The sequence below is a fragment of the Paenibacillus sp. FSL R7-0198 genome (assembly GCF_038000415.1).
GTDB lineage: Bacteria > Bacillota > Bacilli > Paenibacillales > Paenibacillaceae > Paenibacillus.
This window is the reverse complement of record NZ_JBBOCB010000001.1, coordinates 1,200,192-1,214,339: the sequence shown is the minus strand read 5'-3', so window position 1 is coordinate 1,214,339 and position 14,148 is coordinate 1,200,192. Positions and strand designations below refer to the sequence as shown.

General features: G+C 46.3%; 14 protein-coding genes. 11 read left to right on the top strand and 3 right to left on the bottom strand.

The features are described from left to right. The first annotated feature begins 49 nt into the window (after nucleotides 1–49). The 7 genes from MKY87_RS05160 to MKY87_RS05130 all read left to right on the top strand — a co-directional run bounded on the left by MKY87_RS05160 (nucleotide 50) and on the right by MKY87_RS05130 (nucleotide 7,209). The gene (locus MKY87_RS05160; protein WP_074095707.1) at nucleotides 50–514 is read left to right on the top strand and encodes a Fur family transcriptional regulator; all 465 of its coding nucleotides are present in this window, start codon (nucleotides 50–52) and stop codon (nucleotides 512–514) included. 2 nt (nucleotides 515–516) lie between these two features. Further along, the gene (gene yidD, locus MKY87_RS05155; protein ID WP_091018158.1) at nucleotides 517–768 is read left to right on the top strand and encodes a membrane protein insertion efficiency factor YidD; all 252 of its coding nucleotides are present in this window, start codon (nucleotides 517–519) and stop codon (nucleotides 766–768) included. A gap of 607 nt (nucleotides 769–1,375) precedes the next feature. Beyond that, nucleotides 1,376–3,430 carry a methionine--tRNA ligase gene (metG, locus tag MKY87_RS05150; RefSeq protein ID WP_340963194.1) on the top strand — a complete coding sequence of 685 codons (2,055 nt, stop codon included), beginning with the start codon at nucleotides 1,376–1,378 and terminating at the stop codon, nucleotides 3,428–3,430. Nucleotides 3,431–3,673: 243 nt separating this feature from the next. Further along, a complete protein-coding gene (locus tag MKY87_RS05145) occupies nucleotides 3,674–4,732 on the top strand; it encodes a metal ABC transporter solute-binding protein, Zn/Mn family (protein ID WP_445669410.1) in 1,059 nt (352 codons plus the stop codon). 99 nt (nucleotides 4,733–4,831) lie between these two features. Next, on the top strand, nucleotides 4,832–5,590 hold the full coding sequence (locus MKY87_RS05140; protein ID WP_091018152.1) for a metal ABC transporter ATP-binding protein: 759 nt from the start codon (nucleotides 4,832–4,834) through the stop codon (nucleotides 5,588–5,590). A 52-nt stretch (nucleotides 5,591–5,642) separates the two neighbouring features. Continuing rightward, a complete protein-coding gene (locus tag MKY87_RS05135) occupies nucleotides 5,643–6,446 on the top strand; it encodes a metal ABC transporter permease (RefSeq protein WP_017687569.1) in 804 nt (267 codons plus the stop codon). A gap of 49 nt (nucleotides 6,447–6,495) precedes the next feature. Continuing rightward, complete coding sequence (locus tag MKY87_RS05130; RefSeq protein WP_017687570.1) at nucleotides 6,496–7,209, top strand: cytochrome c biogenesis CcdA family protein; 714 nt, start codon at nucleotides 6,496–6,498, stop codon at nucleotides 7,207–7,209. A 146-nt stretch (nucleotides 7,210–7,355) separates the two neighbouring features. Here MKY87_RS05130 and splB read toward each other — a convergent pair whose 3' ends face one another. Beyond that, complete coding sequence (gene splB / locus MKY87_RS05125) at nucleotides 7,356–8,426, bottom strand: spore photoproduct lyase (RefSeq protein ID WP_340963192.1); 1,071 nt, start codon at nucleotides 8,424–8,426, stop codon at nucleotides 7,356–7,358. A gap of 192 nt (nucleotides 8,427–8,618) precedes the next feature. Here splB and mntR point away from each other — a divergent pair, with 192 nt between their 5' ends. From mntR to MKY87_RS05110, 3 genes are all read left to right on the top strand, one after another. Further along, the gene (gene mntR / locus MKY87_RS05120) at nucleotides 8,619–9,047 is read left to right on the top strand and encodes a transcriptional regulator MntR (RefSeq protein WP_062835284.1); all 429 of its coding nucleotides are present in this window, start codon (nucleotides 8,619–8,621) and stop codon (nucleotides 9,045–9,047) included. A 210-nt stretch (nucleotides 9,048–9,257) separates the two neighbouring features. Beyond that, nucleotides 9,258–10,868, top strand: coding sequence for a family 10 glycosylhydrolase (locus MKY87_RS05115; protein ID WP_340963190.1), 1,611 nt, complete (start codon nucleotides 9,258–9,260; stop codon nucleotides 10,866–10,868). Nucleotides 10,869–10,959: 91 nt separating this feature from the next. Beyond that, nucleotides 10,960–11,961 carry a patatin-like phospholipase family protein gene (locus MKY87_RS05110; RefSeq protein ID WP_340967380.1) on the top strand — a complete coding sequence of 334 codons (1,002 nt, stop codon included), beginning with the start codon at nucleotides 10,960–10,962 and terminating at the stop codon, nucleotides 11,959–11,961. Nucleotides 11,962–12,021: 60 nt separating this feature from the next. On the opposite strand, the gene MKY87_RS05105 is transcribed toward MKY87_RS05110, so the two are convergent. Together MKY87_RS05105 and MKY87_RS05100 are read right to left on the bottom strand one after the other, a co-directional pair. Then, nucleotides 12,022–12,354 carry a hypothetical protein gene (locus MKY87_RS05105; protein ID WP_036614407.1) on the bottom strand — a complete coding sequence of 111 codons (333 nt, stop codon included), beginning with the start codon at nucleotides 12,352–12,354 and terminating at the stop codon, nucleotides 12,022–12,024. A gap of 5 nt (nucleotides 12,355–12,359) precedes the next feature. Further along, a complete protein-coding gene (locus MKY87_RS05100; protein WP_062835280.1) occupies nucleotides 12,360–13,352 on the bottom strand; it encodes a DUF1385 domain-containing protein in 993 nt (330 codons plus the stop codon). Nucleotides 13,353–13,565: 213 nt separating this feature from the next. On the opposite strand from MKY87_RS05100, the gene MKY87_RS05095 reads away from it, so the two are divergent. Then, nucleotides 13,566–14,144, top strand: a complete 579-nt coding sequence (locus MKY87_RS05095; RefSeq protein ID WP_340963188.1) for a YqhR family membrane protein — start codon at nucleotides 13,566–13,568, stop codon at nucleotides 14,142–14,144. The last annotated feature ends 4 nt before the right edge of the window (nucleotides 14,145–14,148 follow it).

Here is a 14,148-nt window from a genome sequence, read left to right as displayed (position 1 = left end):
GCTCTATGAATGATGCAAAATGCTCGTATGACAGGAGGTGCTTTAGATCATGCTGTCGACAGAACAGATTATTTCAACCATGTCCTCACAGGGACTTCGCATTACCGATCAGCGGAAAACACTGGCCCGGTTATTTGCCGAGTCTCCCGGGTATCTTACACCCAAGGACGTCTATGAATATATGGGTAAGACTTACAGCGGACTGAGTTTTGACACAGTATATCGTAATTTGCGGGTGATGCAGGAACTGGGTGTACTGGAACAGGTCATCTTCGAAGATGGCGTTAAATTCAAAGCACACTGTAGTGAAGATCATCATCACCATCATATGATCTGTCTGAAGTGTCAGAAGACATATCCTATTATTTTTTGCCCGATGCAGCTTGCGGATGCGCCTGAGCAATTTCAGGTTGTAGACCACAAGTTCGAGGTATTTGGATATTGTAAGGACTGTGCAGAGCATGCTCCGGCCAAAGCGGCGTCGGGACATCAACACGCTCATGGGAAGCACTGACCATGAAGTTATCGCGCAGAATTGCTCAGGCACCTATTCGGGTGTACCGCAACTATATCTCTCCATTAACACCGCCAACATGTCGGTTCTATCCGAGCTGTTCGGCTTACGCCATGGAGGCGATTGAAGTGCACGGTGCGCTCAAAGGTTCGTTGTTAACAGCGAAACGTATTGCCAAATGTCACCCGTTTCATCCTGGTGGTGTAGATCTGGTACCACCAAAGGCAGAGAAGTCTACTCTGGTATCAGAGTAACGTTATAGCCGGAAGCATTAGGGTGGCCTGGAAGCAGGCCAGGATTGAACTTGAGTATGCTGTCCACTTGACAAAGGGGTCCGCATTTCAGTATATTTTTCCTATATATGCGAGTTCAAAAAGTCTAGTTTTCAGTACCAAGAAGATGGGATGAAGTTAGAAATGGAGTAGCGGAGCGTAGGAAACCTACGTGAGCAACGGACATTTCGGCTGAATTTCAACTTCGATGCTGATGATGCCGGTAGGCATGATTCGTAATCAAAAGTGGACTTTTTGAACAACTTCTATATGATTTCCAGTGAAGGGATAAGTACAGACACACCCCCAGTGCAGAGAGCCGGATGAGCTGAGAACCGGTCTGGGAGGAGGATGGAATATGGTCCCGGAGGAACCTCTTTCGAGCGTGCAGACAGTGATTTCAGAGCTGCTGTCGTAAGGCTGAGGCGTGATCCAGCGTTAATGGGCGGTCGAAGGACCGACAGAGCCTGTGTTTTGCGAAAAACATGGGGAATTTGGGTGGTAACACGTGAGAGCAACTCTCGTCCCATAGGGGCGGGAGTTTTTTGTGTTCTTTTTTAGTTGTTTTGGACGAAGGGATCACATGAAGATGGAACATTTGAAGGAGGAGAAGTCATTCATGGCTGACCAAAAAACATTTTATCTGACAACCCCGATTTATTATCCGAGTGACAAATTGCATATTGGGCATGCGTATACAACGGTGGCGGGAGATGCGATGGTTCGTTACAAGCGTTTACGCGGTTATGATGCTCATTATCTGACAGGAACCGATGAACATGGCCAGAAGATTGAGCGCAAGGCACAAGAGAAAGGACAGACACCGCACGCTTTTATCGACGATATCGTTGTGGGGATCAAGGAACTGTGGAACAAGCTGGACATTTCCAATGACGACTTTATCCGTACAACCGAAGAGCGTCACAAAACCATTGTTCAGGATATCTTTGACCGTTTGCTGAAACAGGGAGATATCTACAAAGGTGAGTACGAAGGATGGTACAGCATTCCGGATGAGACGTATTACACTGAGACTCAACTGGTGGATGTAGAGAAGAATGAGAAGGGTGAGATTATCTCGGCCAAGAGCCCGGATAGCGGACACCCGGTTGAATTGGTCAAAGAAGAATCTTACTTCTTCCGTATGAGCAAATATGCAGATCGTTTGTTGAAATATTATGAAGAGAATCCAGGCTTTATTCAGCCGGAATCCCGTAAGAACGAGATGATCAACAATTTCATCAAGCCAGGTCTTGAAGATTTGGCCGTATCGCGGACTACATTTGAATGGGGCGTCAAAGTTAAAGGCGATCCAAAACACGTGGTTTACGTGTGGATTGATGCGTTGTCCAACTATATTACAGCACTGGGCTACGGTTCATCCGATGCATCTCTGTACAACAAGTTCTGGCCTGCGGATGTACATCTGGTAGGGAAAGAAATTGTTCGTTTCCATACGATCTACTGGCCAATTATGTTGATGGCGCTGGACTTGCCTTTGCCGAAGAAAGTGTTTGCACATGGCTGGTTGTTGATGAAGGACGGCAAAATGTCCAAATCAAAAGGTAATGTCGTTGATCCAGTGACTCTGATTGACCGTTACGGTCTCGATGCACTACGTTATTACCTGCTGCGTGAAGTACCGTTTGGTTCCGATGGTACGTTTACACCAGAGAGCTTCGTAGAGCGTGTCAACTCCGACCTCGCGAACGATCTGGGTAACCTGTTGAACCGTACAGTTGCCATGGTAGACAAATATTTTGAAGGCAAAGCCCCTGCGTTTGCTTCGAATGTAACAGAATTTGATGCTTCGCTGGAAGAAGCAGGTCATGCTACGGTGGAAAAAGTGGAACAGGCAATGGAAAACCTGCAGTTTTCCGTAGCACTGACGGCGATCAGCCAGTTTGTCAGCCGCACCAACAAATATATTGATGAGACGCAGCCATGGGCGCTGGCTCGTGATGAAGCAAAACGCGATGAATTGGCATCCGTTATGGCTCACCTGATCGAAAGCTTGCGAATTGCTTCCATTCTGTTGCAACCGTTCCTGACACGTGCTCCTCATAAAATCTGGGCACAGCTGGGCATTCAAGAAGGTGAACTTACGGCTTGGGATACAGCCAAGCAATGGGGTCTGGTTCCAGCAGGAAACGCCTTGCAAAAAGGGGATCCAATCTTCCCGCGTTTGGATTCCGAACAGGAAATTGCTTATATCTCCGAAGCCATGACTGGCGGCCAAAAAGCGGCACAGCCTGAAGCAAGTCAAGCAGATGCTGGAGCATCAGCAGCTGTTGAACCGGTAACAGCCCCTGAAGGTACCGAAGAGATCGGTATTGACGATTTTGCCAAAGTTGAACTGCGTGTCGCGCAAGTCATTGCCTGCGAACCGGTCAAAAAAGCGGATAAGTTGCTGAAATTGCAGCTCGATCTGGGTTATGAGCAGCGCCAGGTCGTATCGGGAATTGCGAAGTTCTATTCGCCAGAAGAGATGATTGGACGCAAAGTCATCTGTGTGACCAACCTCAAACCGGTGAAACTTCGTGGTGAACTGTCTCAGGGTATGATCCTTGCAGCATCGCATGGCGACCAGCTTACACTTGCTACAGTACCGGACAACATGCCTAATGGCGCACAAGTGAAATAAGAATTGAGTTATGAGATTGATTCAAAGTCTGTCATAAAAATGACACAAGGTGGCCCGATATAATTCGGGTCCCTTTTTTTGTTGATATAATTCGCAACTTGAGGGAAGAGAACAAGCATATACTGTTATGAACTCCGTACTTCAGGAAAGAATGAATAGGACGGGATAGCTTGACAAGAAGGTTCAGGTTACCTATAATTCTTTCAGTAATGTTTACGATTAAGAGATGCGGAGTGAATCATAATGACATTTTATAAAGTGCAGCATCAAGCTCAGGATAACCGGACAGGGAAGACGAGCAAAAGAGGCAACATGAAGGTACTGTGGACGGGTTTGCTTATTCTCACTTTGCTGGTATTGTCAGCGTGTGGGCAGGATAGTTCCAATAGTGCGAAGATTGTGGAAGGCAAGGTAAACGTTGTGACGACATTTTATCCTGTATATGCTTTTACGACTGCAATTGGTGGTGAGGATGCCAATGTTATTAACCTGCTGCCAACGGGAGTAGAGCCACATGACTGGACTCCGAAGAGTCAGGATATTGTTAATACGTCCAAGGCACAGCTGTTTTTCTATAATGGAGCTGGACTGGAAGGATGGGTGCCGAATTTCCTGAAGTCGCTGAATAGCGATACACAGGTGAAGTCTGTTGCCGTCAGTGAAGGTGTTAAGCTGTTAACCGCTGAGGGTGATGATGGGCATGGTCACGGTGAAGAGCACGAAGACGAGCATGCGGATGAACATACAGATGAGGCTACCAGTGAAGATGTCGCTGATCATCATATTGATCCACATACGTGGGTTAGTCCGAAATCAGCCATGATCATGGCTGAAAACATCAAAAATAGTCTGGTCGAGGCAGATCCCGATCACAAAGCAGGTTACGAACAACGTTATGAAGAGCTTCGCACGAAGCTTGAGACGCTGGATCAGCGTTTTACAGATGAACTAGCTACCGTACCGAACAAGGAAATTGTTGTCTCGCACCAAGCGTTCGGCTACCTTGCGCGTGATTATGGATTAACGCAGCATGCCATTATGGGACTTTCCCCGGATGCTGAACCGACAGGACAGGATATTGTGAAGCTTGCGAAACTCGTTAAAGATGAAGGTATCAAATACATTTTCTTCGAAGAGCTGGTATCTGACAAATTGGCGAAAACACTGGCAAGTGAAGCAGGCGTGGAGACCATGGTCCTTAATCCGGTTGAGGGATTAACCAAGGAGCAGGCAACAAACGGGGATGATTATTTCACCCTGATGGAGAAAAATTTGCAAAATCTGCTGATCGCATTAAAATAAGATAGAATGAAGGATTCAGCTCGAAGAGTCTTTACCGTTCGCGGTGAAGGCTCTTAGGACGCTATGGGATTCTTATATATAATGAAGGGCGGCTTTGCCATGCAGCAAATCATGCCACTATGTCATGATCCAATTATAGAGATCGAGAAACTATCATTTTCCTACGGGGACCAGCGAGTGATTGAAAATCTCGATTTTATGGCCCAGGAACGGGACTTTGTCGGGATTATCGGTTCCAATGGGGCGGGTAAAACGACATTGCTGCGTATGCTGGTAGGACTTCTTCCTCCTGCGCAGGGAGATATCAAACTATTCGGACAGTCGATCCGCAGGTTCAAGGACTGGGACCGAATCGGGTATGTGCCTCAAAAGAATGCATTTAACCCGTTGTTCCCTGCGACCGTTCGTGAAGTGGTCATGTCAGGCTTGTACAATAACAAAAACATGTTTCGTCGTATGTCTCGCAAATGCCAGCAACAGTGCACGGATGCGATGCAGGTCATGCGGATCGAGGATCTGGCGAACAAACGTATTGGTCAATTGTCCGGCGGACAACAGCAGCGTGTATTTTTGGCACGAGCGCTTATCAATCACCCGGATCTGTTGATTCTGGATGAACCTACCGTAGGTATTGATGCTGAATCACAGGCCAGTTTCTTTGAACTGATTACCCATATGCATGAACATCACCGTATGACTTTTCTAATGGTGTCTCATGATATGGATCGGATGGAGAGTTATCTGGGTTCTGAAGCTGCGGTAACGAATGGCAAAATTAATTTTCATGTCCGTCATTCGCATGAGGTACAGGATTGTGCTGAGACCAATCTGCAACATACCACTGCACAGGTACGCTAGCCGTATTTATGGCCCATTAGATTAGAGTAAGGCCGAAGGAGTCGTGTTTGTTTTGGAAATATTAATGAGTGATTTTTTTCAGCGTGCCCTGGCGGGTGGGTTGTTAATTGGCATTACCGCTCCGTTAATCGGACTGTTCCTGGTCTTACGGCGGTTATCCATGATCGGAGACACCTTGTCTCATGTGACCATTGCCGGTGTTGCACTTGGATTCCTGATTGAAGTGTATCCCATTGCGGTGGGCTTGATATTTGCCGTGCTTGCTTCATTTGCGATAGAGAAATTGCGCAAAGCGTACAAGAGTTACGCCGAATTATCGATTGCCATTATCATGTCCGGTGGTGTGGCTCTTGCTTCCTTGTTCTTCACGCTGGGCAAAGGATATAATGCAGATGTCATGAGTTATTTGTTCGGCAGTATATATACATTAGACGCTACGGATCTGAAGCTGGTAGGTGTGGTTACGCTGATCGTGGTGATTGTAGTGGCATTGTTACATAAGGAATTTTTCCTGCTCAGTTTTGAGGAAGATGCGGCAGCGGTTACAGGGTTGCCTGTGAGAATTCTGAACATGTTAATCACTGTGATGACAGCACTTGTCATAAGCACGGCAATCAAGATTGTTGGTGCGCTTCTGGTGTCAGCGCTATTGACCATTCCGGTAGCGGTCAGCCTGTTGATGGCCCGAAGTTTCAAATCCGCCATTATTTTGTCCGTGGTGATTGGCGAAATTGCCGTAGTCCTTGGACTGGTTGTAGCAGGCATCTGGAACCTCGCACCTGGAGCAACGATTGTATTATTGCTGATCATGATGCTGATTTTGACGATGATTGGAAAAAAAGGGTTCCGAGCCTGACGACTGAACGAGCAAGCACGTGAGCCCGGGGAAGGGAGACATCCGCTTCATGCCTGATGTTAATGTATGGATGGCTTTTGTAGCAGGCTTGGTCTCATTTATATCACCATGTTGTCTTCCGTTGTATCCATCATACCTCTCCTACATTACAGGTATGACGGTGCAACAACTGAAGGATGACCGCAATCAGCGCGAAGTTCGCTTTAAGACGATGACGCATACGCTGGCGTTTATTTTAGGCTTCTCGGCTGTATTTTATTCGCTTGGCCTGGGTGCTGGACTGTTTGGCCAATTTTTCAACGATAACCGAGAACTGATTCGGCAATTGTCTGCGATTTTGATTATGCTTATGGGTTTATTTTTGCTTGGGGTGTTCAAGCCGCAGTTTCTGATGAAGGAACGAAAGCTGGATATGAAATGGAAACCAGCAGGTTATCTGGGCTCATTTATATTTGGCATCGGTTTCTCAGCAGGCTGGTCGCCGTGTATTGGCCCCATTCTGGCAACAATCATTGCGATGGCTGCAAGTGAGCCCACAACCTGGCTGGCGCTGATTACAGGTTATACTGCTGGGTTTGCCATCCCGTTTTTCATTTTGGCGTTTTTCATTGGTTCGACACGCTGGATCTTACGGTATTCCAATGTCATGATGAAGGTCGGGGGAGCATTAATGTTGTTCCTTGGGGTATTGCTTTTTACAGATCAGATGACAAAGATTACGATCTGGTTGCAGCAGATTACACCAGACTGGATGATTATTTAAACGGATGAACTGAATTTAAGTTTTATTATGTATGACATAGCAGGCTACATGTTACCCGAGACACTCTGGGTCATGTAACCTGCTTTTTAATCGTTTGTTAGAAATGCTTTTAACTGCATATGATTTTGGGCAATCCTGTTGTTCGTTTAGGTGAAGTAATCAATATTGGCTAGTGGAAAATGTTCAAAGATCCGTTCCGTAATGAATTCGCGCAGCGCATCCTGCTGGTCATCCTTATACACATACTTGTACTGGCCCCAGCGTCCCCATTTCATCTTGCGTTTCTCGATATCCATCTCCAGCTTGGTTTTAGGATAACGCTTCTCAATGGTTGCTTTGGCCGTTTTGGTAAAACGGTGCTGGATCATCTCGAACGTAAGATCCTTGGTTGCTTCCTCTGGAAGTGTATCTGCCAGCTTCTGCAAAAGCTCCGAGTATCCTTCTTCCCAGCCTTCATACCACATAATAGGAGCGATAATGAATCCCAGGGGATAACCGGCGTGTGCAATTTTGCCAGCAGCTTCAATGCGTTCCTCAAATCTGGAGGTAGCCGGTTCAAAGTTTTTGATGACATAGTCCGAATTGACGCTAAACCGGATACGGGTGTGACCGTTATGCTTGATGTTCAGCAACGGATCAACGTGATGATATTTGGTTACAAAGCGCAAGCGTCCGTATTCTTCATCTGCCATAAAATGAATCAAGTCACTTAAATTTTCCGTGATATGCTCGAGTCCTACCGGATCAGACGTACAGGCGGCTTCAAATCTTGTGATCTCAGGCGCGCGTTCTTCGATGTATCCTTTGGCAGCCTGAATGATCTCCTCAGTGTTAACGTAGACACGGACATAAGGCTTGGCACCAAGGGTAGTTTGAAGATAACAATAATGGCAGTGCCCCATACAGCCTGTAGAGATGGGAATGGCATATTCCGCTGAAGGTTTCGACTGGTCGAACTTGAGTGTTTTGCGCACACCAACGACCAGAGTACGCTTTGCCATCCGATATTTTTCTTGTTCGGTTTCACCCGGCAAGTTTGTGATTCGGTTATGGGATGTGGTCATCTGATAAGGTATGTTTTTGGATGTCACCCATTCCATAATCCGTTTGCCTTTATCATATTCCAACGCACCGGGTTCAAAATACACCAAATCGGGAATAAAGGGTTTAGTACCTTTTGCTTTACGAACTGGCGGTGAGGCTACACTTGTACTCACGAAATCACTCCTTTCGATGCGGAACTTTGTTTAGTTTGCCTCGTTTGGGGAAAAGTCACGCCTGCCAATTACTTGTGTAACAGCGCGCTGCGAACTGTGCAGGACTTGCCAATGCGTATTGATAACATGTATCATTATAAGATAGGGACCAGGCACGAATAGGGGCCGGTCAGAGAGAAAAGAGGGAAGCAGATGCCAACGCCCAGTATGGAAGATTATTTGGAGCGTATATACAAATTAATTGATGAAAAGGGCTATGCTCGTGTGTCTGATATAGCTGAAGGACTGGAAGTACATCCTTCATCGGTGACGAAGATGATCCAAAAGCTGGACAAAGACGAGTACCTGATCTATGAGAAGTACCGCGGACTGGTGCTTACGCCAAAAGGCAAAAAGATGGGCAAACGTTTGATGGAGCGCCATCATCTGCTTGAACAATTTTTGACAACGATTGGTGTTCAGGAAGAAAATATTTACAATGATGTTGAAGGCATTGAACATCATCTGAGCTGGGACTCCATTACATGCATTGAGTCCTTGGTTGAATACTTCCGTCAGGATGAGAGTCGGTTGCGTGACCTCAAAAATCTTCAGGACGTCATGAGTAATACGGAGTCTTAAGTTTCAGCAGTGGTTTCAACATGGTGATATACAATGAATCGTATCCTGTGATCAAAGGATGCTTCTTGCCGTTTTAATGGCAGGAAGCATTTTTTTGTTTGGATTAACACCATAATTTGGTGATTTTTCGCAACTAAACGATGGGTAGGAGCGTCTATTAAACTAGTAGAATTTACCGCAAATTTATAATGATTTTGGAGGACTGCACTAATGAATTTTCGTAAAGGATTGATGCTGCTGCTCATTTTTGTACTTGGATTACAGACAGCAGGCATGACGGCACAAGCAGCCGGGCAGAAGGAAATCGCTATTTTTCTGGACGGCAACCGTTTGGAATCGGATGTATCACCCCACATCTTGCCCAAAGTAAATGTAACGATGGTGCCTCTGCGTGTTATTAGCGAAGGACTGGGTGCGTCTGTTTTATGGTCTCAAGCTACTCGTACCGTGACCATTCAGAAATCCGATTCAGTCATCTCTATGACGAGAGGGCGCCAGCAGGCGACCGTGGATAACGCTGTAGTTGGTCTGGATGCATCGGTCGAATTGAAACAAGGTCGGGTCATGGTACCCATTCGATTCGTCAGTGAGAATCTGGGCATTCGAGTGAACTGGAATCAGGCAGCCCAGACCATTGATCTGTACACAGGAGACGAATCAGTCCCAACTCCTGAACCAACCCCGGCAACCCCAGCGGAGCCTGGAGGTACGGGCACTGTACCAGCTTCTGAAGAGATGCGGGGAGCCTGGATTTCCACTGTGAATGGAGACTGGCCTACATCCGGTGCCAAGGGAAATGTAGAGAAGCAAAAACAGGAGTATACGAAACAGCTAGATACTTTGCAAGGTATGGGCATTAATGCCGTATTTGTCCAAGTGAGAGCCAATGGGGATGCCATCTATCCTTCAGGTCTGGTACCTTGGAACAGCGTATTGACAGGAACACAAGGTAAAGATCCAGGTTATGATCCCCTCGCTTTTATGGTCGAGGAGGCACACAAACGGGGCCTGGAGTTCCACGCCTGGTTTAATCCGTTTAGAGCAACGAACTCAGCGAGTACATCGAACTTGGCTGCAAACCACATCTCCAAGCTTCATCCAGACTGGATTGTGAATGCATCCGGCAAAATGTACATTAACCCGGGTATCCCGGAAGCCAGACAGCATATTATCGATACGATCATGGAAGTGGTCAATCAGTATGATATTGATGGTGTACATCTGGATGATTATTTCTATCCATCCAATGTGACTTTTAATGATGATGCCGCCTTCAAAACCTATAACACATTAAATACCAAGGACCGTGCTGAATGGCGTCGGGACAATATCAATCAGTTCGTTAAGCAGCTCGGGCAGAGCATTCACAGCGTGAAAGCTAACGTTGAATATGGAATTAGTCCATTTGGTGTATGGCGTAACAAATCTGTTGATCTGACGGGTTCTGATACCAAAGCAGGAGTAACCGCGTATGACAGCATGAATGCAGATGTGCGGACATGGATTAACCAGGAGTGGATCGACTATGTCGCTCCGCAGGTGTATTGGAGTATGACACTAAGTGTAGCCAGATACGACAAAGTCGTGGACTGGTGGGCGAATGAAGTGGCTAACACAAATGTAAAATTGTATATCGGTCACTCTCCTTATAAGCTGGGTACGCCGGAAATTGGCTGGCAAACTTCACAGGAGATCATCGATCAGCTGAACTACAACAAGAAGTATGGTTCGGTCAAAGGGGATATTTTCTTTAGTTCACAGTACCTGACGAAGAACCCTCTCGGCTTGATTGCCAAATTAAAAGCCTACTATGGTCTATAAAACATTTTAACAATACAGTGATAAGACAAACCCTTGTTCTCATAGAGTGGCAGTAGAAACGTGGCTGCCTGGAGAACGGGGGTTTTTTGTTATGTTAATTAACGCGGTATTTGAAGGTGGAGGCGTCAAGGGAATATCGCTTGCGGGTGCTGTGCAGGGTGCTCAAGATTGTGGCATTCAGTTCAATCGGGTGGCCGGCACGTCATCGGGCTCCATTGTAGCTGCTCTGCTAGCGGCGGGTTACCGGGCCGAAGAGATGAAAGTCATTATTGAGAATACACCCTTTGTTTCATTGCTGCGTCGTTCCCCCATATTTAATACCCGATGGATCGGACCCGCAGCAAGGCTGTTCTTGAAGAAAGGACTGTATTCCGGAGAAGCGCTGGAATCATGGATTCGCAAGATGTTGGAGCAGAAAGGGATTCGCACATTCGCTGACTTGCCGCAAGGCAAGTTGCTTATTACCGCATCCGATATATCCAATGGGACCATTCTGGTGCTGCCGGACGATATTCGTCGGTTCGGCATTGATCCTACGAAGCTGGATGTTGCAAAAGCGGTACGTATGAGTTGCAGTATTCCGTATTTTTTCGATCCGGTAATCATACGTAAATCGCCAGTATTCTCCAAAGGACTTCCTTTTCAAGATCAGTTCGTCTATGTAGTGGATGGTGGATTGCTTAGCAATTTTCCGCTGTGGCTCTTCGATGGGGATCGTACGGAACGAGGTGGAGACGTTATTCCGGTTGTCGGATTCAAAATGGTGGGGAAGACGGAAGTGGAACCTGCCCGGATTAAAGGACCGTTAAGCATGCTTCAGGCCCTTGTGGAGACGATGCTCACAGCACATGATGAACGCTACATCGAACAGATTAACCGGTTTCGGACAGTGAAGATACCAACGCTTGGGATTAAACCAACGCAATTTCATTTATCGTTACAGGACAGCACGGCCTTATATCGATCAGGTACTACCGCAGGGAGTGAATTTTTCAACGGGTGGAATATGAAAGTGTATGATGAACAGCTGGACAAACAACGAAAAGAATTGCGCAAGAAACAGGCAGAAGCTCCGCCTCTGATTCCTGTATAAACGCGAAAAAAGCAATTCTCCGCATATTGGGAGAACTGCTTTTTTGTATATCAGTAACTTTTAATGAAATTTCGGTATATCTTCATCGCTTTTACCTTTTTGTCCCTGAATCACTTGGAAAGGATAATCCTTGCGTTTCTTAGAAGAGCCGCTGCTCTTTCTGGCACTAGACTGTGCATTGACTTTCGCCATGGTTCGAGCCGATGGCTTGATCTTTGGTGATTTGGTTTTGCTTGCCCAGCGACGAGGCGGATATTTGTACAGCAGGAATACAGCTCCGAACACGACCAGAGGAATAATGATCCTGGATGGACTAGCGTTCCCCAGCCAAGTCAAGACTCCAACAGCAGCTAGTGCGATGAACGTCCAAAATAAGATTGCCTGCTTGTTCATATCATTCACCCTTTCACAGGATCGAGTGTTGCAACAGGTACTTCTGACGTAGCAGAGACATTGGCAAGCTTGGCATCCAACTCACGCATACGGTTAAACGAAGCAATGGATACTTCTACCTGTTCGTTTGTCGGTTCTTTTGTTGTCAGCAATTGCAGCCACAATCCCGGGTATCCGAGATAACGCAGTACAGGAATATCACGTACTGAATTCGTGAGCTTTAACAGTTCAAAAGAAATGCCTAGCACAACTGGCAATAACAACAGACGCTGACCCATCCGTTCCCAGAGGTTATCGTACGTGAAGAGAGAGTATAGAAACACTCCAATAATGACAGTCAACATAATGAAACTGCTTCCGCAGCGGTAGTGCAGTCGGCTGTACTTTTGCACGTTCTCCGGTGTCAGTTCTTCACCAGCTTCATGTGCGCTGATTACTTTGTGTTCCGCTCCATGATACTGGAAGAGACGTTTAATCATCGGCGTCTGTGAGATTAACCACAGATAGGCGAGTAACAGGATCAGCTTAATGCCGCCTTCCAGTAAATTATGCAAAAACTGATTGTCGAATGCATTTTTGAATAGAAAATTCTCGATAACAACAGGAAGCAATGTGAGCACAACTTTACCAAAAAGGAATGAAAGGATGGCTACGGCAGTCACACCGATGATCATGCTTAGGCTCCAGCCCGAACCTTCTTTCTCTTTTTGCTTGGCTTTCTCTTCCGGTTCCAGTTCATCATCAGCATAGGCGTCAGCAGAATAATTGAGATGTCTGCTACCTTTGACACTTGAATCTATAATGCTGACAATTCCGCGTAATAAAGGAATCCGCCGCAATTTCGTGACCCAGGACTTGTCTTGCTTGGGAACTTCCAGATACGTAATTTCGCCGTCTTTTCTACGAACAGCTGTAACGTTGACATGTTTCCCACCGAACATTACGCCTTCAATGACAGCTTGCCCCCCATAGCTGACAGGCTTGGATTGTTGAGGCAAATTATTCACCTTCCTATTCTGTTCTAGGCCTTCGCGATCAAAGGCAGTTTAATAACCCTATTGTATCGAATTTTAAGACCAATTTCTAGTTTGTGAGTCAAACCTTGAAGGATGTTGTTAAGATTGTCCTGTTTTGAACATACTACCTCGTAGAATCAGAGCGGAAATTCGAGGCATAATGCGGGATTATCAACTGAATGAAGGAGAATATCGATGACAGAACGTAAGCATGAAGATACATCACATGATGAAGGTCAACGTCCCAATGAGCGGCAGCAAAAAGACAGGGGCAGGCGCCCTACCCAGAGGCAAGGTCAAGCACACTACTACACGAATCCGTTTTCCTTTGCGTTAGAGCTTGGCTTTTTTGCCGGTTTTATCTGGGGCGGGCTACATTGGCTATTCTATCTGTTGCATTTTACGATTGTACCTGTCGGATTTCTGGCCGAGCCTTTTTTCAAACATGAATATATATATACCGCAGCAGGACATTTGACAGGCTGGCTGTTTTTTATCGTCTTTTCCATCTTGGCATCCTTACTCTACACGTTCACGATTAGAAAACTGAAAGGGCCGTTACCCGGCATGGTGTATGGAATCGTCTGGTGGCTGATTCTCTTTGTACTGGTCGGACCAAAACTGGGTATGATGAAGCCTTTGAACGGTTTAACGTGGGATTCAATCATCACGGAACTCTGTTTCTTTTTGTTATGGGGGCTGTTCATTGGTTACACGGTAGCCATGGAGTACACGGATGAACGTAAACGCGAGCCGGAGCAAGCGGGGGCATAGCGCA

Coding starts and splice junctions, on each gene's coding strand:
- yidD (WP_091018158.1), top strand. CDS start 517: ATGAAGTTATCGCGCAGAATTGCTCAGGCACCTATTCGGGTGTACCGC.
- MKY87_RS05145 (WP_445669410.1), top strand. CDS start 3,674: ATGACATTTTATAAAGTGCAGCATCAAGCTCAGGATAACCGGACAGGG.
- MKY87_RS05095 (WP_340963188.1), top strand. CDS start 13,566: ATGACAGAACGTAAGCATGAAGATACATCACATGATGAAGGTCAACGT.
- mntR (WP_062835284.1), top strand. CDS start 8,619: ATGCCAACGCCCAGTATGGAAGATTATTTGGAGCGTATATACAAATTA.
- MKY87_RS05115 (WP_340963190.1), top strand. CDS start 9,258: ATGAATTTTCGTAAAGGATTGATGCTGCTGCTCATTTTTGTACTTGGA.
- MKY87_RS05160 (WP_074095707.1), top strand. CDS start 50: ATGCTGTCGACAGAACAGATTATTTCAACCATGTCCTCACAGGGACTT.
- MKY87_RS05105 (WP_036614407.1), bottom strand. CDS start 12,354: ATGAACAAGCAGGCAATCTTATTTTGGACGTTCATCGCACTAGCTGCT.
- MKY87_RS05140 (WP_091018152.1), top strand. CDS start 4,832: ATGCAGCAAATCATGCCACTATGTCATGATCCAATTATAGAGATCGAG.
- MKY87_RS05130 (WP_017687570.1), top strand. CDS start 6,496: ATGCCTGATGTTAATGTATGGATGGCTTTTGTAGCAGGCTTGGTCTCA.
- metG (WP_340963194.1), top strand. CDS start 1,376: ATGGAACATTTGAAGGAGGAGAAGTCATTCATGGCTGACCAAAAAACA.
- MKY87_RS05110 (WP_340967380.1), top strand. CDS start 10,960: ATGTTAATTAACGCGGTATTTGAAGGTGGAGGCGTCAAGGGAATATCG.